Origin of the sequence: Spirillospora sp. NPDC048819 (genome assembly GCF_040650055.1) — a bacterium.
In the GTDB taxonomy this organism is placed as follows: Bacteria; Actinomycetota; Actinomycetes; order Streptosporangiales; family Streptosporangiaceae; genus Spirillospora.
Genome location: NZ_JBEZGN010000002.1, coordinates 267,963 through 289,011, shown reverse-complemented (window position 1 = coordinate 289,011; position 21,049 = coordinate 267,963). Strand labels below are relative to the sequence as shown.

Genomic DNA, 21,049 nt, shown 5'->3' with positions numbered 1-21,049 from the left:
CAGGTCGACTACAGGAGGTTGTCATGCCCGAGGAGACGTTCGTCATCGTCGGTGCCAGCCTGGCGGGTGCCAAGGCGGCGGAGACGCTCCGCGAGGAGGGCTTCGCGGGCAGAGTGCTGCTCTTCGGGGACGAGATCGAGCGGCCGTACGAGCGGCCTCCGCTGTCCAAGGGGTTCCTGCTGGACAAGGAGCCGCGCGAGAAGGCCCACGTCCACGAGTCGGACTGGTACGACAAGCACGACGTGGAGCTGCGGCTGGGCGCCTCCGTCGCCTCGGTCGACCGGGACGCGCACGAGGTGCGCCTGTCCACGAAGGAGCCGATCGGGTACACCAGGCTGCTGCTGGCGACCGGGGCGTCCCCGCGGCGGCTGGACGTGCCCGGCTCCAAGCTGCAGGGCATCCACTACCTGCGGACGATGGCGGACTCGGCGGCGCTGAAACAGGCCCTCGCGCCCGGCGGCCGCCGGGTCGTGGTGGCCGGGGCGGGCTGGATCGGGCTGGAGACGGCCGCCGCCGCCCGCTCCTACGGCAACGACGTGACGATCATCGACCCGGAGCCGACGCCGCTGCACGCCGCCATGGGCCCCGAGCTCGGCGGGATGTTCGGCGACCTGCACCGCGCGCACGGCGTCGACCTGCGCCTCGACCAGGGCGTCGCCGGGTTCTGGGGCGCCGGGCAGGTGTCGGCGGTCGTCACCTCCGGCGGCGCCGAGATCCCCGCGGACGTCGTGATCGTCGGCATCGGGGTCCGGCCCAACACCCGGCTCGCCGAGGAGGCCGGGCTGGAGGTCTCCGACGGGATCCTCGTCGACCAGTCGCTGCGCACGTCCGACCCCGACGTCTTCGCGGCCGGGGACGTCGCCAACGCCTACAACCCGCTGCTGGGCCGCCGCATCCGGGTGGAGCACTGGGCGAACGCGCTGAACTCCGGGCCCGCCGCGGCCCGCGCGATGCTCGGGCAGGACGTCGCCTACGACCGCATCCCGTACTTCTTCAGCGACCAGTACGACCTCGGCATGGAGATGTCCGGCACCGCGTCGCCGGGGGAGTACGACGAGGTCGTGTACCGGGGGGACGTCGCGTCCCGGGAGTTCGTCGCGTTCTGGCTGTCCGGCGGCCGGGTCGTCGCCGGGATGAACGTCAACGTGTGGGACGTCACCGGGGACGTCCAGGCGCTGATCCGCTCCGGGAGCCCGGTGGACGCCGCCCGCCTGGCCGACCCCGGTGTGCCGCTCGCCGGGCTCGGCTGAGCCCGCGATGCGGCGGTGACCGGCAGCCCGGCTCCGGGACCGCCGCGCGCGTCGGGCACGTACAGTCTGCTGAGTGGTGACGGACAAGATCGCGACGCTGGGCCGGGCACGGATCGCCGTCACGGTGGCGTTCACCGTCCACGGGCTGCTGGCCGCCGCCTGGGTCGTCCGCATCCCGCAGATCAAGGAGCACCTCGGGCTGAGCGAGGGGTCGATGGGCGTCGCCCTGCTGGGCGCGCCCATCGGCGTCGTGGCCGCGGTGCGCTTCGCGGGGCGGATCGTCGCGCGGTGGGGCAGCCGGGCGACGACGATCGCCGCCGGGATCGCGGGCGCGGTGTCGCTGATCCCGCTGGGCTTCGCCTGGAACCTCGGCGCGCTGATCTTCGCCCTGCTGCTGCTCGGCGCCTCGCTGGGCCTGATGGACGTGGCGATGAACGCCCAGGGCGTGGCCGTCGAGCGCGGCTACGGGCGGCCGCTGATGTCGGGCCTGCACGGCGCTTACAGCATCGGGGCGCTGCTGGCCGCCCTGGCCGGCTCCGGTGCGGCGTACGCCGGCGTCCCCGTCCCGCTGCATCTGGCGGCAGCGGCCGCGGTGCTGACGGCGCTGCTGGCGGTCGGCTGCCGTGATCTGCTGGACCGCTCCGCCGACGCCCTCCCCGGACTCGCGGAGCATGCCGGCCCCGGCGAACGTGCCGCCGCCGCCCCCGCCGCCGGCGGATCGTCGTCCCGTTGGCTGCTGGTCATGCTCGGGGTCATCGGGCTGTGCTCGTTCGTCGGCGAGGGCGCCATGGCCGACTGGAGCGCGATCTACCTGCGGGAGGACCTCGGGACCGGTCCCGGCTTCGCCGGCCTCGGCTACGCCGGATGCGCGGTGGCGATGACCGCCGGCCGGCTCGCCGGTGACCGGGTCGTCGCGCGGTTCGGTCCCGTCCCGGTGCTGCGGGCCGGGTCGCTGGTCGCCGCGGTGGGGCTCGGGTTCGGGCTCGCCGCCGGGCACCCGGCGGCCGCCGTCCTCGGTTTCACGGTGTTCGGCCTCGGCGTCGCCGTCGTGGCGCCCGTCACGTTCAGCGCCGCCGGGAACATCCCCGGCGTCCCCGCCGCGGCCGGGATCTCGCGGGTCACCGGGGTCGGCTACCTGGGGCTGCTCGGCGGCCCGCCCGTCATCGGCTTCGCCGCGCAGGGCGTGGGGCTCGCGTGGGCGCTGGCCGTCCCGGTCGGGCTGGTCGGGCTGATCGTCCTGCTGGCCCCGGCGACCTCCTCTGCCGCCGTCCCGGCGGAGCGCTGAGCCGCCGCGGTGATGATCTTTTGGCGGGGTTGGGCCGTTCGCATATGTCCTACTCAGGTAAGGTCTGGGCGAGTGAGCACCATGCAGCGGTCAAGACCGGTCAAAACGGTCGGGTCCGCCCAGGCGTACCGAACATTCCTGAGCGAGCTGCTCAGCTTCGGCTTCGTGGGAGTCGTCGGCACGCTGATCATGATCCTCGGCGCCAACCTCATGCGCGCCCTGCTCGGCGGCAGCCCCGTCACGAGCGTCGTCGTGCCGACCGTGGTGTCCACACTGGCCTCCTACCTGCTCAACCGGTTCTGGGTGTTCCGCCACCGCGACAGCAACGGCTCCGGCCGCGAGGTCGCGATCTTCTTCGCGCTGAACGGCGTCGGGCTGCTCATCCAGGTGCTGTGCACCGGCTTCACCTACTACACCCTCGGGCTCCACGGCGGAGTCGCCTACAACGCCGGGCTGCTGGCGGGCGTCGCGTTCGGTGCCGCGTTCCGCTACTGGTCGTACAAGAAGTGGGTGTTCACCCCGGCGGCCGCCTGATCACCTGATCGCGGACGGGACGGCAGGTCATCCCGCCGCGCGTCCGGCCGGGACGATCTTCTCGGTCTGTGCCAGGGCCTCGCCGAGGACGCCCGCCAGGTCCTGGCCGGTGCCCTGGGAGAAGATCGCGTGGTCGATGCCGCGCTCCGCGAGACGCCCGACGGCGTCCACGGCCTCGTCCACCGACGGCGTGGCGCCGAAGTGGCCCAGCGAGGTCTTCTCGATCTCGGCGTAGTCGCGTCCCTCGCGCTCGCAGTGCCCGCGCAGCACGTCCAGCTTGCGCGGCAGTTCGGCGCCGTCGAACAGGTTGCACGCGTCGGCGTACCTGGCGACGAAGCGCAGCGTCTTCTGCTCCCCGCCACCGCCGATCAAAATCGGCGGATGCGGCCTCCGCAGCGCGGGCGGCGAGTTCAGCGGCCGCTCCAGTGTGAAGTGCCCGCCCTCGAACGCCGACTCGTCGCCCTTCCACATCCGGTGGGCGATCTGCAGCGTCTCCTCCAGCCGCTCGAACCGCTCCGCCGTGGGCGGGAACGCGACGCCGAGGCCCCGCGACTCCTCCTCGTACCAGGCCGCGCCGATGCCCAGCCAGGCGCGTCCGCCCGACAGCACGTCCAGCGTGGTCACGGTCTTGACCAGGATGCCGGGATGCCGGTACGTCACGCCGGTGACCATCGTCCCGAGCGTGATCCGCTCGGTCAGCGCGGCGGCGTAGGCGAGCGCGGAGTAGCCCTCCAGCATCGGCTCCTCCGGGGCGCCCACCATGCCGATCTGGAAGAAGTGGTCCATCACCCACAGCGAATGCAGCCCCGCCTGGTCGGCCTCCCGGGCGATGCGGCCGTAGACCGGGCCGATCTGCTCGGGGCCGCCGGGAAAGGTGAAGCTGGGAATCTGGAGTCCAACGCGCATGGCAGATCCTTCTCGTTTCTCGTGTCCGGGTTCACCCCGCGGTTTTCCCACTGTGCGGCCTTGAGCGCGCTCCAGGTCAAACGCGGCGCAGGCAAGGGGGCGTTGACCTGGAGTGCACTCCAGATGAAATCCTGGAGGGCGTGAGCGCCTATTCTCCAGCCGAGACCGCCGAGAAGAGCGGCTTCAGCATCGACACGCTGCGGTACTACGAGAAGATCGGGCTCCTTCCCGGCATCGCGCGGAACGCGTCGGGACGGCGTGTGTTCTGCGACGACGACCTGCAATGGCTCGGGATGCTGCGGTGCCTGCGCGAGACCGGCATGCCGATCGCCGAGATGCTCCGCTACACCGAACTCGCCCGCGGCGGCGACGAGACGGTGCAGGAGCGGCTCGAACTGCTGCAGGACCACGACCGCCGGGTGGACGAGCAGATCACCAGGCTGCGCGAGCAGCAGGAGCACATCCAGTGGAAGATCCGCCTCTACAGCGGCGTGGCCTGCGAGGGCCTGCCCGCCTGACGGCTCAGCGCCGGGACGGGGAACGGCCCAGGAGCGTCAGAAGGCGGTCCCCGGGGGCCGCGTCCGCCGCGGCGGCCCGTTTCGGGGCGAACGACTCGCCGGGGCCCCGGCCGTCGTCGGGGACGATGGCGGCGACCTTGAGGGACGCGCTGAGGAGGTCCTCGGCGGGCTCCCACGGGACACCGATGGTGACCGCGACGTCCCACGCGTGGACGACCAGGTCGACCAGGTGGAAGCTGATCGCCAGCGCGGCCGGGAAGGCGCCCCCGTCGCGGATCTCGGGCAGGACGAGTTCGGCGTCGAGGGGCGTTTCGGCGAAGGCGCGCGCCACCAGGTCGGCGGAGGCGCGGGAGGCGGCGTGGGGATCGTCGCCCAGGTCGCCGCCGCGCCAGGCGGAGAGCCGGGCCCCGTCGCCGCGGGCCGCGGCGGCGAAGCCCTCGTCCTGGCTGACCTGGTGGCGCAGGAGGCCGTGCAGCGTCCAGTCGGGGCACGGCGTGGGCAGGGTCAGTGCGTCCGGCTTCACCTGCGCGACGGTGGCGAGGTAAAGATCGGCCGCCCTCCGGTCCAGGGGACGGAGGTCGGTGGTGAGAAGTTCGGTCAGCGGGTTCATGCCGTCCACGCTACGGAGCCCCAGAGGACCAGGAGAAGGTCCAAAATCATGGAGAATGACTGAGCCGATTCTTGTGCGGCGGCGGGGAGAAGCCATGGATCTTCACGTGAGCCTGGTGGGACGCCGGGACCTCGCCGGGCAGATCTACCGGCAGCTGCGCGCCGCGATCCTGGACGGGCGGCTCCGCGCGGGGGAGGCGCTCCCGCCGAGCAGGGAACTGGCGAGACGGCTGTCGATCTCCCGCAACACGGTCGGCGTCGCCTACGACCGGCTCGCCGCCGAAGGGTTCCTGACGAGCCGGATCGGGGCGGGCACCTACGTCCGGGAGGCGGGGTCCGCCCCGCGCGGCGCGCCGTCCGCGTCGCCGCTGCGGCCCCGGGACGTGTGGGACGAGGTCTCCGTCTGGCCCCCGCGGATGCCGGGGATCACCTGGGACTTCCGCGTCGGCCTGCCCGATGTGCGGCTGTTCCCGTACGAGGCGTGGCGGCGCATCACGGCGGGGCTGCTGCGGCCGTCGGCGCTCGGCGACCCCGCGTCCGCGGGCGACCCGGCGGGGCTGCCCGCGCTGCGCGAGGCCATCGCCAGGCATGTGGGCGTCTCGCGGTCCGTGCGGGCGGGCGGCGGCGACGTCGTCGTCACCTCCGGTGTCCAGCAGGCCATGGACCTGATCGTCCGCGTCCTGCTCGAACCGGGCGACGTCGTGGCCGTCGAGGACCCCGGATACCCGCCCGTGCGGATGCTGCTGACCGCGGCCGGGATGCGGGTGCGGGGCGTGCCGGTCGACGCCGAGGGGCTGCGGGTGGACGCGCTGCCGGACGAGGCGCGGGCCGTCTACGTCACGCCGTCCCACCAGTTCCCGCTCGGCATGCCCATGTCGCTGCCCCGCCGCCGGGCCCTGCTCGACTGGGCCCGGCGGCGGGACGTGGTGATCGTCGAGGACGACTACGACACCGAGTACCGGTACGGCGGGCGCCCGATCGAGCCGCTCCAGAGCCTCGACGAGGACGGCCGCGTCCTGTACACCGGCACCTTCTCCAAGATCATGCGCCCGGTGCTGCGGCTGGGGTTCCTCGTGGCGCCGCCGTCGCTGCACCGCGCGTTCCGGATGGCGCGCTACGTCTCCTCCTGGCATGCCGGGCTGCCGGAGCAGGCCGCGCTCGCCCGGTTCATCGACGAGGGGCTGCTCGCCCGGCACATCCGCAGGTCGCGCCGCGAGTACGGGGCCCGGCACGAACGCGTCGCCGAGCTGGTCGCCGGGCTGGCGGGAGACGGGCTGGCGCTCGTCCCGTCGGCGGCCGGGCTGCACCTGAGCGCCACCCTCCCCGGCGGGACCGACGACGCCGCGATCGCCCGGAACGCGCTGGCCGCGGGGGTCGGGCTGTTCGCGCTGTCGGAGTTCGCCGTGACCGGCCCGCCGGTCCGGGGCCTGGTCTTCGGCTACGGCGCCGCCACGGTGCCCGAGATCGGCGAAGGACTCCGCCGGCTGCGCCGGTTCGTCGCCGCCTGAGCGGCCGGGGGCGCTATCGGTGGACGGGTGTGACGCGGTGGCCGTCGGCGCCGAAGAACAGGACGCGGCTCAGGTCGATCCTCAGCGCGACGTGGTCGCCGCGGTTCGGGCGGTTGCCGGGCGCGATGCGGAACACCAGGTCGGAGCGGCGGTGGTGGCCCGCGTGCTCCTCGACCGGCTCCTCGTGGACCGGGCGGCCGAGCATCGACCGCAGCCGGTCGCCGAGGCCGGGCCGCTCGGGCTCGACCGTCTCGGGCTGCGGCGGCCGTCCCACCTCGGTCGCGTCGATGGTGGGGATGCCCGCCTCGGCGTAGGCGAGCCACTCGTGGCCGTGGAACTCCAGCGCGCGGACCTGGCCGGACAGCACGGTCCCGTGCGGCGCCGGCGCGCCCGGCGCGATCGGCATCAGCGTGTCCGGGCGGATCCCCACGATCACGGTCTGGCCGTGGTGGCTGATCAGCGACGACGCCCGGGGATCGTTCCACGGGACGCTCAGCCGCTGCGGGCCGAAGTCGAGCAGCAGTCCCTCGCCCTCGACGGCCCACAGGGTGGCGTGCAGCAGGTTGATCGGCGGCGAGCTGAGGAACGCGGCCACGAACACCGTCGCCGGGTCCTCGTAGATCTGCTCGGGGTTGCCGACGTCCTCCAGCACACCGTCCCGCAGCACCGCCATCCGGTCGGCCATGGTCATGGCCTCGACCTGGTCGTGGGTGACGTAGACGGTGGTGGTGCCGGTGGAGCGCACCAGCGCGGCGATCTCGACGCGCAGTTCGGTGCGCAGCCCCGCGTCCAGGCTCGACAGCGGCTCGTCCATCAGGAACAGCGACGGCTCGCGGATCAGCGCCCGGCCGATCGCGGCCCGCTGCCGCTGGCCGCCCGACAGGGTGCGCGGCAGCCGGTCGATCATGGTGTTGATGCCGAGCGCCCGCGCCAGTTCGACGACCTTGGCGCTGGCCTCGGCGCGGTCGTCGCCCGACACCTCCAGCGGGAACATCATGTTCCCCTTGACCGTGCGGTGCGGGTAGAGCGCGCCCTCCTGGAAGACCATCGCCACGTTCCGCTCGCGCGGCGGCAGCTCGTTGGCGACCGATCCGTTCAGCCACAGGTCGCCGCCGGTGATCTCCTCCAGCCCGGCGATCATGCGCAGGATGGTCGACTTGCCGCACCCGGAGGGGCCGAGCAGCACGAACAGTTCGCCCTCGTTGATACGCAGCCGGACATTCCGGACGGCGACGTGCCCGCCCGGGTACACCTTGTCGACGCCGTCGAGCACAACATCCGTCATCCGGTCCGCCTGGGTGTGAGCAAAATCTCGATTTGTCATCACATCGCGTGATGCTGCAGGTTGTCCAGAGTAAATCCGGTCTTACCGGCCGCCGATCCGGCCGAGTTCGGCCACCGGACGCGGAATTTCGGTCACCACAGGAGGATCCAGGCTCCGCGGCGTCCGGGGCGCGAGGCCGCGATCCAGACCGGTTCGGGTGCGGCGCGCGTGATGTCGGGGTCCCGCCGTAGACTCCTTCGTCGTGGCAGGCCGTATTCGCAATGAGGACATCGCACTCGTGCGGGAGCGCTCGTCCATCGCCGACGTGATCGGCGAGTACCTGCAGCTCCGCAGCGCGGGCGGCGGCAACCTCAAAGGCCTGTGCCCGTTCCACGAGGAGAAGTCGCCGTCGTTCAACGTGACGCCCTCGCGCGGGCTGTACTTCTGCTTCGGCTGCGAGGCGGGCGGCGACGTCATCAAGTTCGTCCAGGAGATGGAGCACCTGCCCTTCTCCGAGGCGGTGGAGCGGCTCGCCGCCCAGGCCGGCCTCCAGTTGCGCTACGAGGAGGGCGGCGGGCGCGGCCCCCGCCAGGACTCCGGGCAGCGCGCCCGGCTGATCGAGGCGCACAAGGCCGCCGCCGAGTTCTACACCGATCAGCTGAACTCCCCCGAAGGGGCGATCGGCCGCAAGTTCCTGTCCGAGCGCGGCTTCGAGGCCGCCGACGCCGCCCACTTCGGCGTGGGGTTCGCGCCCCGCGAATGGGAGGGCCTGGTCAGGCATCTGCGCGGACGCGGCTTCGCCGACCGCGACATCATCGCCGGCGGGCTCGCCAAGGAGGGCCGGCGCGGCCCGATGGACAGGTTCCGCGGCCGGCTGATGTGGCCGATCCGCGACCTGAGCGGCGACGTCATCGGGTTCGGCGCCCGCAAGCTCTACGAGGACGACGACGGCCCCAAGTACCTCAACACCCCCGAATCGCCGCTCTTCCACAAGGGCTCGGTGCTGTACGGGGCCGACCTGGCGAAGAAGGAGATCGCGCGGCGGCGGCAGGCCGTGGTGGTCGAGGGCTACACCGACGTGATGGCCTGCCACCTGGCGGGCGTCCCGACGGCGATCGCGACGTCCGGGACGGCGTTCGGCGACGAGCACATCAAGGTGCTGCGCCGGCTCCTGATGGACCAGGACGAGTTCCGCGGCGAGGTGATCTTCACCTTCGACGGCGACGCGGCCGGGCGCAAGGCGGCGCTGCGCGCGTTCGACGACGAGCAGAAGTTCGTCTCGCAGACCTTCGTGGCCATCCAGCCGGACGGGCTCGACCCGTGCGACCTGCGGATCCGGCACGGCGACGCGGCGGTGCGCGACCTGGTCGCCTCCCGGCTGCCGCTCTTCGAGTTCGCGGTGCGCAGCGCGATCGAGCAGCACGACCTCGACACCGTCGAGGGCCGGCTGAGCGCGCTGGACGCCGCGGCCCCGGTCGTCGCCGCCATCAAGGACCGGTCGCGCCGCCACATGTACGCGGTCAACCTGGACCGCTGGCTCGGCATCATGGACGAGCAGTTCGTGCTGCGCCGCGTCCGCGAGCTGGCGGCCCGCAAGCACGGCCGCCCCCAGGGCGGCAACGGCCGCACCGGCAACGGGCGGGCTGCCAACGGGCGGGCCGGCAACGGGCAGGCCGGCAACGGGCGGGACGAGAACGGGCGGGACGGCCGTGCGGTCCCCGACCGGCCCGCGTTCGACCCGAACGATCCCGAGGTGCAGCGGGAGCGGGAGCTGCTGAAACTGGCCGTCCAGCGCCCGGCGGTGGTCGGGCCGGTGTTCGACGAGGTCCCGGCCGAGGCGTTCATCGCGCCGCCGCACGTCGCGGTGCGCGCGGTCATCGCGGAGGCGGGCGGCGTGGCGGCCGCGGGCGGTGTCGCCGAATGGGTCGCGGGCCTCCTGGAGCTGGCGCCGAACGACCAGGTCAGAGACCTGATCACGAAGCTCGGTGTGGAGCCGACCCGGTCCGCCCAGGAATCGGACGACCGTTATGCCGTTGAACTGCTCGCCCGAATACAGGAACGCCAGCTCACCCGCATGATCGCCGATGCGAAATCTAAACTCGGGCGGCTGAATCCGGTCGAGGCCCCCGACGAGTACCGCCGGCTCTTCGGCGATCTTGTCGCACTTGAGCAGCAGAGACGGGTGTTGCGGGAGCGAGGGCTTGGATCACAGTAAGTCAAGAGACCGCAAAATGGGTCCTGTGATCTAGGCCCGGTTTGACGCAGACTGTCCCCGTGGGCCCTTCGGTGCTGCCAAGCGAGGCGCCATCGGTTGATCAGGTGGCGGACCTCGTCGCACGTGGCAGAGAACGCGGCGGTGTGACCGTCGAGGACGTCGCTGCCGCGCTCGATCGCTCGGACTTGCCGGACGACTCCCTGGAAAGGGTCGTCCGGATGCTCGCAGAGCAGGGGGTGGAGGTCCTCGAGTCTCAACAGGAGACCGAGGACGTCACGCGAGCGGACGAGGGTGACCTCGGCAAGCGGGCGCCGACGAGCGACCTGGTTCGGATCTACCTGAGAGAGATCGGTCGCGTACCGCTTCTCACGGCAGAAGATGAAGTAGAACTCGCGAAATCGATCGAGGCGGGACTGTTCGCTGAGGAGAAGATGGCGCGTACCGCCGTCCTCGCCCGCGGTGAACTCCTCGACCTCGAACTGCTCTCCCGCGAGGGTGCGCGGGCGAAGCAACGCCTGATCGAGGCCAACCTGCGCCTGGTGGTCTCGATCGCGAAACGCTACGTGGGCCGGGGAATGCTCTTCCTCGACCTGATTCAGGAGGGAAATCTCGGACTGATCCGTGCGGTCGAGAAATTCGACTACACCAAGGGGTTCAAGTTCTCGACCTACGCCACCTGGTGGATCCGGCAGGCGATCACCCGGGCGATCGCCGACCAGGCCAGGACGATCCGGATCCCGGTGCACATGGTCGAGACGATCAACAAGCTGGTCCGGGTGCAGCGGCAGATGCACCAGGACTTCGGCCGTGAACCCACCCCCGAGGAGATCGGACTGGAGATGGGCCTGTCGCCCGTCCGGGTCATCGAGATCCAGCGGATCGCGCAGGAACCGGTCTCGCTGCAGTCGCCGATCGGCGAGGAAGACTCCGATCTCGGCGACTTCATCGAGGACGCGGACGCCGTCGTGCCGATCGAGGCCGCGGCGTTCATCCTTCTGCAGGACCAGCTGGAGGACATCCTGGGCACGCTGTCGGAACGGGAGCAGCGCATCATCCAGCTGCGCTTCGGCCTGACCGACGGCCACCCGCGCACCCTGGAGGAGGTCGGCCGGGAGTTCGGCGTGACCAGGGAGCGGATCCGCCAGATCGAGTCGAAGACCCTGGCGAAACTCCGCCACCCGTCACGCGCCCAGATGCTGAGGGAGTATCTGGAGTGAACGCCGGCCCTCCATGGGGCCGGCCTGACAGAGGCGGTGCGCCGCATCGCGACGCCCTCCCGGCCGTACCGCCGGGAGGGCGGTCGCATGCCGGCGGTCGCATGCCGGCGGACGCGGCCGCGGTTAGCCCGGCTTCGGCAAGACTGCGCCTTGTGTCGGCATTTGCGGCGCATTTCGTCCGGGACCTGATCTACCGTGGTGGTCATGCTGATCGTGACGACTGACGGCGTGGCGGGGTACGAGATCAGAAGCGTGCTCGGGGAGGTTCTCGGTTCGGCCGTGCGGGCCGACCAGGGCGGTGCGCCGCAGCCCGGGCACGGCGGGAGCAGCGCCACCTTCCGGGTGACGGGGGAGCAGCCGTCGGCCGGCCTCGCCGCCGCCCGCCGCGAGGCGGTGGACCGGCTGCGCGAGGAGGCGCGCCACAAGGGGGCGAACACGGTGGTCGGCATGCGTTTCGACACCGCCGCGGTCGGCGGCGGCGTCGAGGTCTGCGCGTACGGCACGGCCGTCTGGGCGGAGCCCGCGCAGCAGGCCCGCGACCAGGCGCCCCAGCACCAGCCGCACCCCCAGCAGCAGGGCCAGATGCCGCCCTACGGCGACCCGCAGGCGGGCGGCCCCCCGATGGCCGCCCGCAACCTCACCATGGGCCTGCAGGACCGCCCCCGCTGAACCGGCGCGGTCAGCCCGCGCGTTCGGCGCGGATCCTGGTGACGACGTCGCCGGCGGCGGTCTTGATGGATTCGAGTTCCTGCAGGTAGGCCCAGTAGTCCGGGTGGGCGCCGGTGAGGCGCTTCGGCGCGTTCTCCAGGCGTTCGACGAGCGAGTCGAGGACGCGGACGTGCTGGGGTGCGGGCCCGCCCGGCTGGGCCATGGCGAGCCGCTGCGCGTCCCGCACGGTGAACTGGACGCGCTCCGCCGGTGCGGCCGGGTCGGCGGCGACGGCCTTCAGCTCCTCGACCCGCCCGGTGACCTGCCCGGCGCGCCGGTCGGCCGCGTTCAGCTCGGTGCGGGCCGCGGTGAGCGCCTGCTGCGCCTGCTTCCACTCGGCGCGGGCGGTGTGCGCGGACGCCTCGTTCAGCCGCTCGCGGGCCCGGGTCGCGGCCGCCTCGATCGACTCCGGCGCGCCCTTCAGGTCCTGCCAGCACGCCTGCGAGTAGCCGCGCAGCAGGACCCGCATCGCCTCCCTGACCGGTCCGACGCGGTTCGCGACGACGTCCACCCGGGTCCGGACGGAGGCGAGTGAGTTGCGGACCTTCTGCGCCATCTGCGGCAGTTCGGCGGCGGCCTCCCGCGCCCGCTCGGCGATCTCGCGGACCTCGTCGGCCTTGCGCATCGCCCCGTCCAGGCCGAACCCGCCGAGCCCCTGGGAGCTGAGCTGGGCCAGGATCTCCTTGGCCCGGGCCAGTTCCGCCTCCGGGTCGGAGGCGTCCATCCCGGCCTCCCTGGCGGCGGCCACGGCGGCGTCTGCGGCGATGACGGAGTCGCGTGCGGCGGTCAGCCGGGGCGGGAGCTGGTCGAGGGCGGCCTCCAGCCGGGACATCCGCTGGGAGAGCCGCTCGGCGAAACCGTTCAGGTTCCGGGTGAGCTGCTGCAGCCGCTCGGTGGACGCCACGAACGCGCGCCGCGCCGCGTCGTACTCGGCCGGTGACCGGTCCTGGTCATCGAGGTCGTGCGCGTCCAGGACGGTGATGTACGCGTGGGCGGCGGCGTCGGCGGACTCGGCCAGCCCGGTGAACTCCCGGCGGACCGGCTCGGCGGCCTTGGCGTCCAGATCCTCGAACACGGTAACGCGGCCGTCGATGAACTTCTGTGCCTGGTCCATGTCGTAGAAGGCGGTCGACGCCGCCTCCCTGGCCTCGATGGCACCGGCCGCCGCCTGCGCCCCTCTGCCACGGCGCCGCTGGTCGCCCGCTCCCCGCAAGGCAGCCTCCCTTCGTCCCTGCCCAGTCTGGCGCAGATGGGCCGTGTTTTGCGCGGTGGGCTCGGGTCTCGTGCAATGCGTCCGCCGAGGAGGGAACGGATAGCATCGCTGCAGCGTCGATATGTCTGGGCGCCGCGCCGGCGTCCGCCATGCCATGCGATCTTGGAGGCCTACCGTGGGTGTCAGTCTCAGCAAGGGCGGCAACGTCTCGCTCACCAAGCAGGCACCTGGGCTGACCGCGGTGACGGTCGGTCTCGGCTGGGACCTCCGCACCACCACGGGCACCGACTTCGACCTGGACGCCTCCGCGATGGTCCTGGACGCCTCCGGCAAGATCATCACCGACCAGCACTTCGTGTTCTTCAATAATCTCCGCACTCCGGACGGCGCGGTCGCGCACAGCGGCGACAACACCACCGGTGTCGGCGAGGGCGACGACGAGCAGCTCCAGATCAACTTCGGCGCGATGCCGGCCGCCGCCGAGCGGGTGGCCTTCGCCGTGTCGATCTACGACGCCGACAGCCGCGGCCAGAACTTCGGGCAGGTCCGCAACGCCTACATCCGCGTGCTGAACCAGGGGGACGGCTCGGAGATGGCGCGCTACGACCTGTCCGAGGACGCGTCCATGGAGACCGCGATGGTCTTCGGTGAGTTGTACCGTTCCGGGGCGGAGTGGAAATTCCGGGCGGTCGGCCAGGGTTATGCCTCAGGTCTGGCCGGCATCGCCATGGACTTCGGCGTCAATCTCTGACGGCCGCGGACGCGGTGCCCGCGAAGGCCGGGGGCACCGGGATCAAAGGTCTCAGTAGGATCCTCAGCCAGGGATCAGGCTTCACAGGGAAGGGAGTGGCCCGGACATGGGAGTATCACTCGCCAAGGGCGGCAACGTCTCACTGACGAAGGCCGCGCCCAACCTCACCGCCGTCACCGTAGGGCTCGGCTGGGACGTCCGCGCCACCACGGGCGCCGACTTCGACCTGGACGCGTCCGCGCTGATGCTCGCCGGCACGGGCAAGGTCATGTCCGACCACCACTTCGTGTTCTTCAACAACCTGAAGAGCCCGGACGGCTCGGTCGAGCACACCGGCGACAACCTGACCGGTGAGGGCGAGGGCGACGACGAGTCCATCAACGTCGACCTCAACGGGGTGCCGGCCGAGTGCGAGCGCATCGTGTTCCCCGTCTCGATCTACGACGCCGACAACCGGCAGCAGAGCTTCGGCCAGGTCCGCAACGCCTTCATCCGGATCGTCAACCGGAACGACGGCAACGAGCTGGCGCGCTTCGACCTCACCGAGGACGCCTCCACGGAGACGGCCATGGTGTTCGGGGAGCTTTACCGGCACAGCGGCGAATGGAAGTTCAGGGCCGTCGGCCAGGGGTACGCCTCGGGTTTGGCCGGCATCGCCATGGACTTCGGCGTGAACGTCGGCTGAGGCCGGCTCCCCGCATCCCGGCCGCCACGTCCGGCCGACCTCTCTAGCAGAAATACGCGCATGATTCTTCGCACCTTCGGGTGGTCCTTCGGCGTCACGGCCGTCGGCCTGCTCCTCGCCATGCTCTACGGCGGGCCGACCGGGCTGGCCCTGGTCGCCGTGCTGGCCGTCCTCGAGATCTCGCTGTCGTTCGACAACGCCGTGGTCAACGCCAAGGTGCTCGATCGGATGAGCCCCTTCTGGCAGAAGATCTTCCTGACGATCGGCATCGCGATCGCGGTGTTCGGCATGCGGCTGGTCTTCCCGTTGCTGATCGTGGGGCTCACCGCCCAGCTGGGCCCGATCGAGGCGTTCGACCTGGCGCTCAACGACTCGGACCGCTACCACGACCTGATGAACGACGCCTACCCGACGATCGCGGCGTTCGGCGGCATGTTCCTGATGATGCTGTTCCTGAACTTCGTGTTCGAGGAGCGCGCCGACAAGTGGCTCCCGTGGCTGGAGCGGCCGCTCGCCCGGATCGGCAGGCTGGACCAGCTGGCCGTGGTCGTCGCGGGCGGCTCGCTGTCGTTCGTGGCGTGGCTGGCCGCCGACGACCCGGGCACCGTCATGATCGCCGGTGTGCTCGGAATGGTGACCTACATCCTGGTCAACGGGCTCGGCGAGCTGTTCTCCGAGGCGAGCGAACCCGGCGAGGACGACGAGGCGGAGGAGGCCGGCGCCGACGGCGCCGAGGTGACCGCGCGGGAAGCCCTGCAGGACGCCGGGCGGGGACGCGGCGGGCCGAGCAATCTGGCGCTGGCCACCGGCAAGGCCGGGTTCTTCCTCTTCCTGTACCTGGAGGTGCTGGACGCGTCGTTCAGCTTCGACGGCGTCATCGGCGCGTTCGCGATCAGCACCGACCCGATCGTCATCGCGCTGGGCCTCGGCATCGGCGCCATGTACATCCGGTCGCTGACGGTGTTCCTGGTCCGCAAGGGCACGCTGCACGAGTACGTGTACCTGGAGCACGGCGCGCACTGGGCGATCGGGGCGCTCGCGGTCTGCATGCTGATCAGCATCGGCCACCACGTCCCCGAGTGGATCACCGGCGGGCTCGGCGCCGGGCTGATCATCGCCGCGTTCGCCAGCTCCATCCTCCGCAACCGCGGAGAGGACGGGGAACCGTCCGAGGAGGCGTCCGGGGAGGGCGACAAGGAGCTCCACTCCAGCAAGGTCTGACCTTCCACCTCGCGACAGCATCGATCATCGAAGGAGCCGAACGATGTCCATCTCGCTGCAGAAGGGCCAGAAGGTCTCGCTGGCCAAACCCGGCGGGGGAACGCTCTCCCGGGTCAAGATGGGCCTCGGCTGGGACGCCGTCGCCAAGAAGGGCCTGTTCGGCAAGGGCAAGCCCCAGAACATCGACCTGGACGCGTCCTGCCTGCTGTTCGACGCCAGCGGGAACCTCGCCGACCAGGTGTGGTTCCGGCAGCTGCGCAGCAAGGACGGCTCGGTCCTGCACACCGGCGACAACCTGACCGGCGAGGGCGAGGGCGACGACGAGGTCATCAACGTCGACCTGCAGGGCGTCCCGCCCAACGTCACCCAGCTGGTGTTCACGGTGAACTCCTTCACCGGCCAGGACTTCACGCAGATCGCGAACGCGTTCTGCCGGCTGGTGGACGAGAGCACCGGCCAGGAGATCGCGCGCTACGACCTGAGCGGCGCCGGGCAGCACAACGCGCAGATCATGGCGAAGGTGTCGCGGGACGGCGACGGCTGGTCGATGACGGCGATCGGCGCGACCGCGACGGGCCGGACGTTCCAGCATCTGCTGCCCGCAGTGTCGGCGCACCTGTGACGCGGGGCCCCGGCCCGATGATCCGGTGCCCGATCTCATGACCCGGCGGGTCTGACGGGGCGTCCATGCGGCATTTCGACCACATCGACGCCGCGCGTCGCAAGCTTCTGTTCCACCGGCACCCGCGGACGTTCGACCGGCATGACGATCCGGGGGTGCTGGCCGTGGCGCTGGGGGCGACGCTGTACAGCCCGTCCACCCGGCCCGCGATCGCCGACGACGTCGAGCGGGCGGCGCGCCGCGGCGTGATGAGCATGGTCCTGTGCCTGGAGGACGCGATCGGCGACGACGAGGTCGCGGCCGGGGAGTCGAACCTGGTGGCGCAGGTGCGGGCGCTGCATGAACGTGACGCGGACGTGCCGCTGCTGTTCGTCCGGGTCCGCGACCCCGGGCAGATCGGCGACCTGATCGGCCGTCTCGGCGACGCCGCCGCGCTGGTGACGGGGTTCGTGCTGCCGAAGTTCACGGCGGCGTCGGGTGGAGCGTTCCTGGACGCGCTGGAGGACGCGGCCGCCCGGACGGGGCTGCGGCTGCTGGCGATGCCGGTGATCGAGAGCCCGGAGGCGGTGTACGCCGAGTCCCGGACGGAAATGCTGCACGATGTGGCGCGGTTGCTCGCCAAGCACCGGCCGCGGATCCTGGCCGTGCGGATCGGGGCGACGGACATGTCCGCGGCGTACGGGCTGCGCCGCCCGCCGGACCTGACGATCTACGACATCCGGCCCGTCGCGGGTGTGATCTGCGACGTGGTCAACATTCTCGGCCGGGCGGACGGCACCGGCTACGTGGTGACCGGGCCGGTGTGGGAGTACTTCTCGGCGGGGGAGCGGATGTTCAAGCCGCAGCTTCGGCAGTCGCCGTTCGAGGCGCAGCGGGCTGCGCCGCTCCGGCAGCGGCTGATCACGTCCGATCTGGACGGGCTGATCCGCGAGGTGCACCTGGACAAGGCGAACGGCCTCATCGGCAAGACGGTGATACATCCGAGCCATGTGGCGGCGGTGCACGCCCTGTCGGTGGTGACGCACGAGGAGTACTGCGACGCGGCCGACATTCTCGGTGTCTCCGGGGGAGGGGCGATGGCCAGCGCGTACGCCAACAAGATGAACGAGGCCAAGCCGCACCGCGCGTGGGCGCAGCGGCTGATGCTGCGCGCCCGGGTGTTCGGGGTGGCGGCGGAGGACGTCACGTTCGTCGAGCTGCTGGAAGCGGCGGGCAGCCGGTGACCGCCCTCCCTCCCGGCTGGCCCGGTTCGTGGGTGGCGTCCCGTCTCGGGGTGCGGCTCACGGACGGCCCGCGTCCGGTGGGCGTCGGGCTCGCGGATCTCGTCGGGCTGGCCGTGCGGCGCAATCCGCGCCGTGCGCACCTGCTGGTCTCGGCGGTGCTGGGCAAGCACGTCCCGACCGACCCGCGGCTCGTGTACGGGTCGGGGCTTCTGCTGGGGGAGCTTGTGCGCGCGCGCCTGCGCGGTGAGGAGCCGTCCCAGCCTGGGTCTCTTCTCCCTGATGCTCTTCGGGGAGTGCCGGGTAGGGCGGCGGGTCTGCGCGACCTTCTGCGCGCGCCCCAGACGCCCGTGGACGCCATAGTCCTGGGTTACGCGGAGACCGCCACGGCCTTGGGGCATTCGGTGGCGGACGCTCTGGGAGGCGCCTACTACCTGCACTCCACACGCCGTCCCGTCGCGGGCTTTGCCATGTACGGAGGGTTCGAGGAGGAGCACAGTCACGCCACGAGCCATCTGCTGCTGCCCGCCGACTCCGCCGCCCTCGACCGTGATGTGCCCATGGTGCTGGTGGACGACGAGCTCTCCACCGGCCGGACGGTGCTGAACACCATTGCGGCCCTGCACACCGCCCGTCCCAGGGACCATTACGTCCTTGCCGCCCTGGTCGACCTGCGCGGCCCCGCCGACCGGGCCCGGATGGACGAACTCGCCGCCCGGCTGGGGACCCGCATCGACGCCGTGGCCCTCGCCGGAGGCCACGTCGACCTCCCCGAAGACATCCTGGAGACGGGGGAGGCGCTCGTCGCCGACCTTTCCGCCCGTGCGACGCCCGCGCACGAGGCGGCGGCCACGTTCGCGGTGTCCCGGCTCGGCCTGGAATGGCCCACGGGGCTCCCGGACGGAGGACGCCACGGGTTCCTGCCCGAGCACCGGACCCGGCTGGAGAAGGACCTGGCGCGGATGGCCGACGCCACGGCGGCCGGGCTCGGGAACGGCCCCTCCCGCGTCCTCGTCCTCGGGTTCGAGGAGCTGATGTACGCGCCGCTGCGGCTCGCCGAGGCGCTCGCCGACGCGCTGCCGGGCGTGGACGTCCGGTACTCGACGACGACCCGTTCGCCGGTGCTCGCCGTCGACGACCCCGGCTACGCGATCAGGACGCGCCTGGCGTTCCAGGCGCACGACGACCCCGCCGACGGGCCGGGGGAGCGGTACGCCTACAACGTCTCCCCGGCGTCGGAACGGAACGGCTTCGACAGGATCGTGTTCGTGGTGGACGACATCGGTGACACCTCGGCGCTCGCGGGCGGGCTCCTTGAGCGCCTGCGCACGCTCGCACCCGTCCTGGTCGCGGCGGTCCCCGCCAGGAGGGGCACATGAAACCGCTGCACGGACCGTCTTTCGGCAGCTACCCGGCGGAGGACGTCACCTGGCTGCTCAAGGACCTCTCGCAGGTGCGGCTCGAAGCGCCCACCGAGGAGCGTGAGGCGGCGATCCAGGCGGGCCGCGCCCACTACGCCGAGTCGCTGCCGGTGGAGTACCAGCCCGGCCCGGAGTACCGGCGGCTGTTCCACCGGGCGCTGGAGGCGTCCGCCGAGCGGATCGCGTACGCGACCGGGCTCGTCACCGAGATGATCCTCGCCGAACGCGGCCCGGACGCCGTCCTGGCGTCGCTGGCCCGCGCGGGGACGCCGGTCGGCATCCTCATGCGGCGCTGGGCGCGGTTCGCGCACGGCCTGGACCTGCCGCACTACGCGGTCAGCATCGTCCGGGCGCGCGGCATCGACACCGTGGCGCTGCGGTACCTCGCCGAGCACCACGACCCGGCGTCGGTGATGTTCGTCGACGGCTGGACGGGCAAGGGCGCGATCACGCGGGAACTGACCGCCGCGCTGGCCGCGCACCCGTTTCCCGCCGACCTCGCCGTCCTGGCCGACCCGGGGCGGTGCACGTCGCTGTACGGGACCCGCGACGACTTCCTGATCCCGTCCGCCTGCCTCAACTCGACAGTGTCCGGGCTGGTGAGCCGTACCGTCCTGAACGCCGACCTCATCGGCCCCGGAGACTTCCACGGCGCCAAGTTCTACGCCGGCCTGGCCGGCGACGACGTGTCCGCCGTGTTCCTCGACGCCGTGTGCGCCCGGTTCGGGGACGTCGCCGAGCGGGTCGCGAAGGACCTGCCCGGCCATCGCGCCGCCGACCGCGCACCCGACTGGTCCGGGTGGGAGGCCGTCCGCCGCTGCGCCGCCGCCGACGGGATCGACGACCTGAACCTCGTCAAGCCGGGGATCGGGGAGACCACCCGGGTTCTGCTGCGCCGCGTCCCGTGGAAGGTGCTCGTGCGGGCCGACGCCGGTCCCGAGGTGTCGCACATCAGGCTCCTCGCAGGCGAACGCGGAGTCCCCGTCGTCGACGTCGAACCCGGCCGGTTCCCCTACGCCTGCATGGGATTCATCCACCCCCGGTTCGGCAAGGGAGCCGTCCAGTGACCGTCCTGGTGTGCGCCGACCTCGACCGCACGCTCATCTACTCCACCGCCGCGTTCGCCTTGGACGGGCCAGACGAGACGATGCCGCGCCTGCTGTGCGTGGAGTTCTACCAAGGCGCGCCGCTCTCCTACATGACCGAGGCGTCTGCGCGCACGCTGGAGGCCCTCTCGACGGCCGCGGCGTTCGTCCCCACGACGACGCGCACACCGGAGCAGTACCGGCGCGTCCAGCTGCTGGAGAAGCCGGCCGAGTACGCCGTCACCGCGAACGGCGGGCACCTCCTCGTGAACGGCGTCGACGACCCGGAATGGGCGGCGTCCGTCCGGACACGCGTCGCCGACGGAAGCGCGCCGCTCGCGGAGATCCGGGAACACCTCGTCCGGACCGGCGGCGACTTCGTCCTCAAGCGGCGCGACGCGTCCGGCCTGTTCGCCTACACGGTCGTCGACCGGGCCTCGCTGCCGTCCGGATGGGTGGACGACCTCACCGGATGGTGCGCCGAACGCGGCTGGCGGACGTCCCTGCAAGGCCGCAAGGTGTACTGCCTGCCCGCGTGCCTGACCAAGGCCGCCGCCGCCGCGGAGGTCGCCCACCGGACGGGCGCGTCCACAACGCTGGCCGCCGGCGACTCGCTCCTGGACATCGAACTCCTCGAAGCCGCCGACCTGTCCATCCGCCCCGCCCACGGCGAACTGCACGACACCGGCTGGACGTCCCCGTCCACGACCGTCACCACCGCACGCGGAATCCTCGCCGGGCAGGAGATCGCGGACTGGCTGCTGGAACACGCGTGAAAAATCACGGCCCGACCCCGGACGCCGTTGGCAAGCGACGA

20 protein-coding genes are annotated in these 21,049 nt (G+C 71.8%); 16 read left to right on the top strand and 4 right to left on the bottom strand.

Going from position 1 to position 21,049, the window contains the following annotated elements; genetic code table 11:
- Nucleotides 1–23: 23 nt before the first annotated feature.
- The 3 genes from AB0C35_RS04440 to AB0C35_RS04430 all read left to right on the top strand — a co-directional run bounded on the left by AB0C35_RS04440 (nucleotide 24) and on the right by AB0C35_RS04430 (nucleotide 3,069).
- Nucleotides 24–1,250 carry an FAD-dependent oxidoreductase gene (locus tag AB0C35_RS04440; protein ID WP_358450431.1) on the top strand — a complete coding sequence of 409 codons (1,227 nt, stop codon included), beginning with the start codon at nucleotides 24–26 and terminating at the stop codon, nucleotides 1,248–1,250.
- Between the two features lie 73 nt (nucleotides 1,251–1,323).
- Nucleotides 1,324–2,535, top strand: a complete 1,212-nt coding sequence (locus AB0C35_RS04435; protein ID WP_358450430.1) for an MFS transporter — start codon at nucleotides 1,324–1,326, stop codon at nucleotides 2,533–2,535.
- Nucleotides 2,536–2,616: 81 nt separating this feature from the next.
- Nucleotides 2,617–3,069: a GtrA family protein gene (locus AB0C35_RS04430; protein ID WP_358451102.1), complete on the top strand. Its 453-nt coding sequence runs from the start codon at nucleotides 2,617–2,619 to the stop codon at nucleotides 3,067–3,069.
- A gap of 27 nt (nucleotides 3,070–3,096) precedes the next feature.
- On the opposite strand, the gene AB0C35_RS04425 is transcribed toward AB0C35_RS04430, so the two are convergent.
- Nucleotides 3,097–3,975 carry an LLM class F420-dependent oxidoreductase gene (locus tag AB0C35_RS04425; RefSeq protein WP_358450428.1) on the bottom strand — a complete coding sequence of 293 codons (879 nt, stop codon included), beginning with the start codon at nucleotides 3,973–3,975 and terminating at the stop codon, nucleotides 3,097–3,099.
- A 140-nt stretch (nucleotides 3,976–4,115) separates the two neighbouring features.
- On the opposite strand from AB0C35_RS04425, the gene AB0C35_RS04420 reads away from it, so the two are divergent.
- Nucleotides 4,116–4,493 carry a MerR family transcriptional regulator gene (locus AB0C35_RS04420; RefSeq protein WP_358450426.1) on the top strand — a complete coding sequence of 126 codons (378 nt, stop codon included), beginning with the start codon at nucleotides 4,116–4,118 and terminating at the stop codon, nucleotides 4,491–4,493.
- 4 nt (nucleotides 4,494–4,497) lie between these two features.
- Here AB0C35_RS04420 and AB0C35_RS04415 read toward each other — a convergent pair whose 3' ends face one another.
- A complete protein-coding gene (locus tag AB0C35_RS04415) occupies nucleotides 4,498–5,103 on the bottom strand; it encodes a TIGR03086 family metal-binding protein (RefSeq protein WP_358450424.1) in 606 nt (201 codons plus the stop codon).
- 94 nt (nucleotides 5,104–5,197) lie between these two features.
- On the opposite strand from AB0C35_RS04415, the gene AB0C35_RS04410 reads away from it, so the two are divergent.
- A complete protein-coding gene (locus AB0C35_RS04410) occupies nucleotides 5,198–6,610 on the top strand; it encodes a PLP-dependent aminotransferase family protein (RefSeq protein ID WP_358450422.1) in 1,413 nt (470 codons plus the stop codon).
- Between the two features lie 13 nt (nucleotides 6,611–6,623).
- Here AB0C35_RS04410 and AB0C35_RS04405 read toward each other — a convergent pair whose 3' ends face one another.
- Complete coding sequence (locus tag AB0C35_RS04405; protein WP_358450420.1) at nucleotides 6,624–7,895, bottom strand: ABC transporter ATP-binding protein; 1,272 nt, start codon at nucleotides 7,893–7,895, stop codon at nucleotides 6,624–6,626.
- A 241-nt stretch (nucleotides 7,896–8,136) separates the two neighbouring features.
- On the opposite strand from AB0C35_RS04405, the gene dnaG reads away from it, so the two are divergent.
- The 3 genes from dnaG to AB0C35_RS04390 all read left to right on the top strand — a co-directional run bounded on the left by dnaG (nucleotide 8,137) and on the right by AB0C35_RS04390 (nucleotide 11,975).
- Entirely contained in the window at nucleotides 8,137–10,089 is a 1,953-nt protein-coding gene (dnaG, locus tag AB0C35_RS04400) for a DNA primase (protein WP_358450418.1), read from the top strand.
- 71 nt (nucleotides 10,090–10,160) lie between these two features.
- The gene (gene rpoD / locus AB0C35_RS04395) at nucleotides 10,161–11,306 is read left to right on the top strand and encodes an RNA polymerase sigma factor RpoD (protein ID WP_358451100.1); all 1,146 of its coding nucleotides are present in this window, start codon (nucleotides 10,161–10,163) and stop codon (nucleotides 11,304–11,306) included.
- A 204-nt stretch (nucleotides 11,307–11,510) separates the two neighbouring features.
- Complete coding sequence (locus AB0C35_RS04390; RefSeq protein ID WP_358450416.1) at nucleotides 11,511–11,975, top strand: heavy metal-binding domain-containing protein; 465 nt, start codon at nucleotides 11,511–11,513, stop codon at nucleotides 11,973–11,975.
- Nucleotides 11,976–11,985: 10 nt separating this feature from the next.
- Here the strand turns inward: AB0C35_RS04390 and AB0C35_RS04385 are convergent, their stop codons facing one another.
- Nucleotides 11,986–13,227, bottom strand: coding sequence for a molecular chaperone DnaJ (locus AB0C35_RS04385; protein WP_358450414.1), 1,242 nt, complete (start codon nucleotides 13,225–13,227; stop codon nucleotides 11,986–11,988).
- A gap of 175 nt (nucleotides 13,228–13,402) precedes the next feature.
- Here AB0C35_RS04385 and AB0C35_RS04380 point away from each other — a divergent pair, with 175 nt between their 5' ends.
- The 8 genes from AB0C35_RS04380 (at nucleotide 13,403) to AB0C35_RS04345 (ending at nucleotide 21,008) form a co-directional block, all read left to right on the top strand.
- On the top strand, nucleotides 13,403–13,978 hold the full coding sequence (locus AB0C35_RS04380; protein WP_358450412.1) for a TerD family protein: 576 nt from the start codon (nucleotides 13,403–13,405) through the stop codon (nucleotides 13,976–13,978).
- A gap of 106 nt (nucleotides 13,979–14,084) precedes the next feature.
- Nucleotides 14,085–14,663, top strand: coding sequence for a TerD family protein (locus AB0C35_RS04375; RefSeq protein ID WP_358450410.1), 579 nt, complete (start codon nucleotides 14,085–14,087; stop codon nucleotides 14,661–14,663).
- A gap of 60 nt (nucleotides 14,664–14,723) precedes the next feature.
- Complete coding sequence (locus tag AB0C35_RS04370; RefSeq protein ID WP_358450408.1) at nucleotides 14,724–15,884, top strand: DUF475 domain-containing protein; 1,161 nt, start codon at nucleotides 14,724–14,726, stop codon at nucleotides 15,882–15,884.
- A gap of 43 nt (nucleotides 15,885–15,927) precedes the next feature.
- Nucleotides 15,928–16,506: a TerD family protein gene (locus tag AB0C35_RS04365; protein WP_358450406.1), complete on the top strand. Its 579-nt coding sequence runs from the start codon at nucleotides 15,928–15,930 to the stop codon at nucleotides 16,504–16,506.
- A gap of 65 nt (nucleotides 16,507–16,571) precedes the next feature.
- Nucleotides 16,572–17,729 (top strand): HpcH/HpaI aldolase/citrate lyase family protein, encoded by a 1,158-nt coding sequence (locus AB0C35_RS04360; protein ID WP_358450404.1) that lies wholly within the window; start codon nucleotides 16,572–16,574, stop codon nucleotides 17,727–17,729.
- Nucleotides 17,726–19,105, top strand: a complete 1,380-nt coding sequence (locus AB0C35_RS04355; protein WP_358450402.1) for a phosphoribosyltransferase family protein — start codon at nucleotides 17,726–17,728, stop codon at nucleotides 19,103–19,105. The genes AB0C35_RS04360 and AB0C35_RS04355 overlap by 4 nt, the downstream gene beginning before the upstream one ends.
- Complete coding sequence (locus tag AB0C35_RS04350; protein ID WP_358450400.1) at nucleotides 19,102–20,214, top strand: cysteine protease StiP family protein; 1,113 nt, start codon at nucleotides 19,102–19,104, stop codon at nucleotides 20,212–20,214. Before AB0C35_RS04355 ends, AB0C35_RS04350 begins: the two co-directional genes overlap by 4 nt.
- Entirely contained in the window at nucleotides 20,211–21,008 is a 798-nt protein-coding gene (locus AB0C35_RS04345) for an HAD family hydrolase (RefSeq protein WP_358450398.1), read from the top strand. The genes AB0C35_RS04350 and AB0C35_RS04345 overlap by 4 nt, the downstream gene beginning before the upstream one ends.
- Nucleotides 21,009–21,049 lie beyond the last annotated feature (41 nt).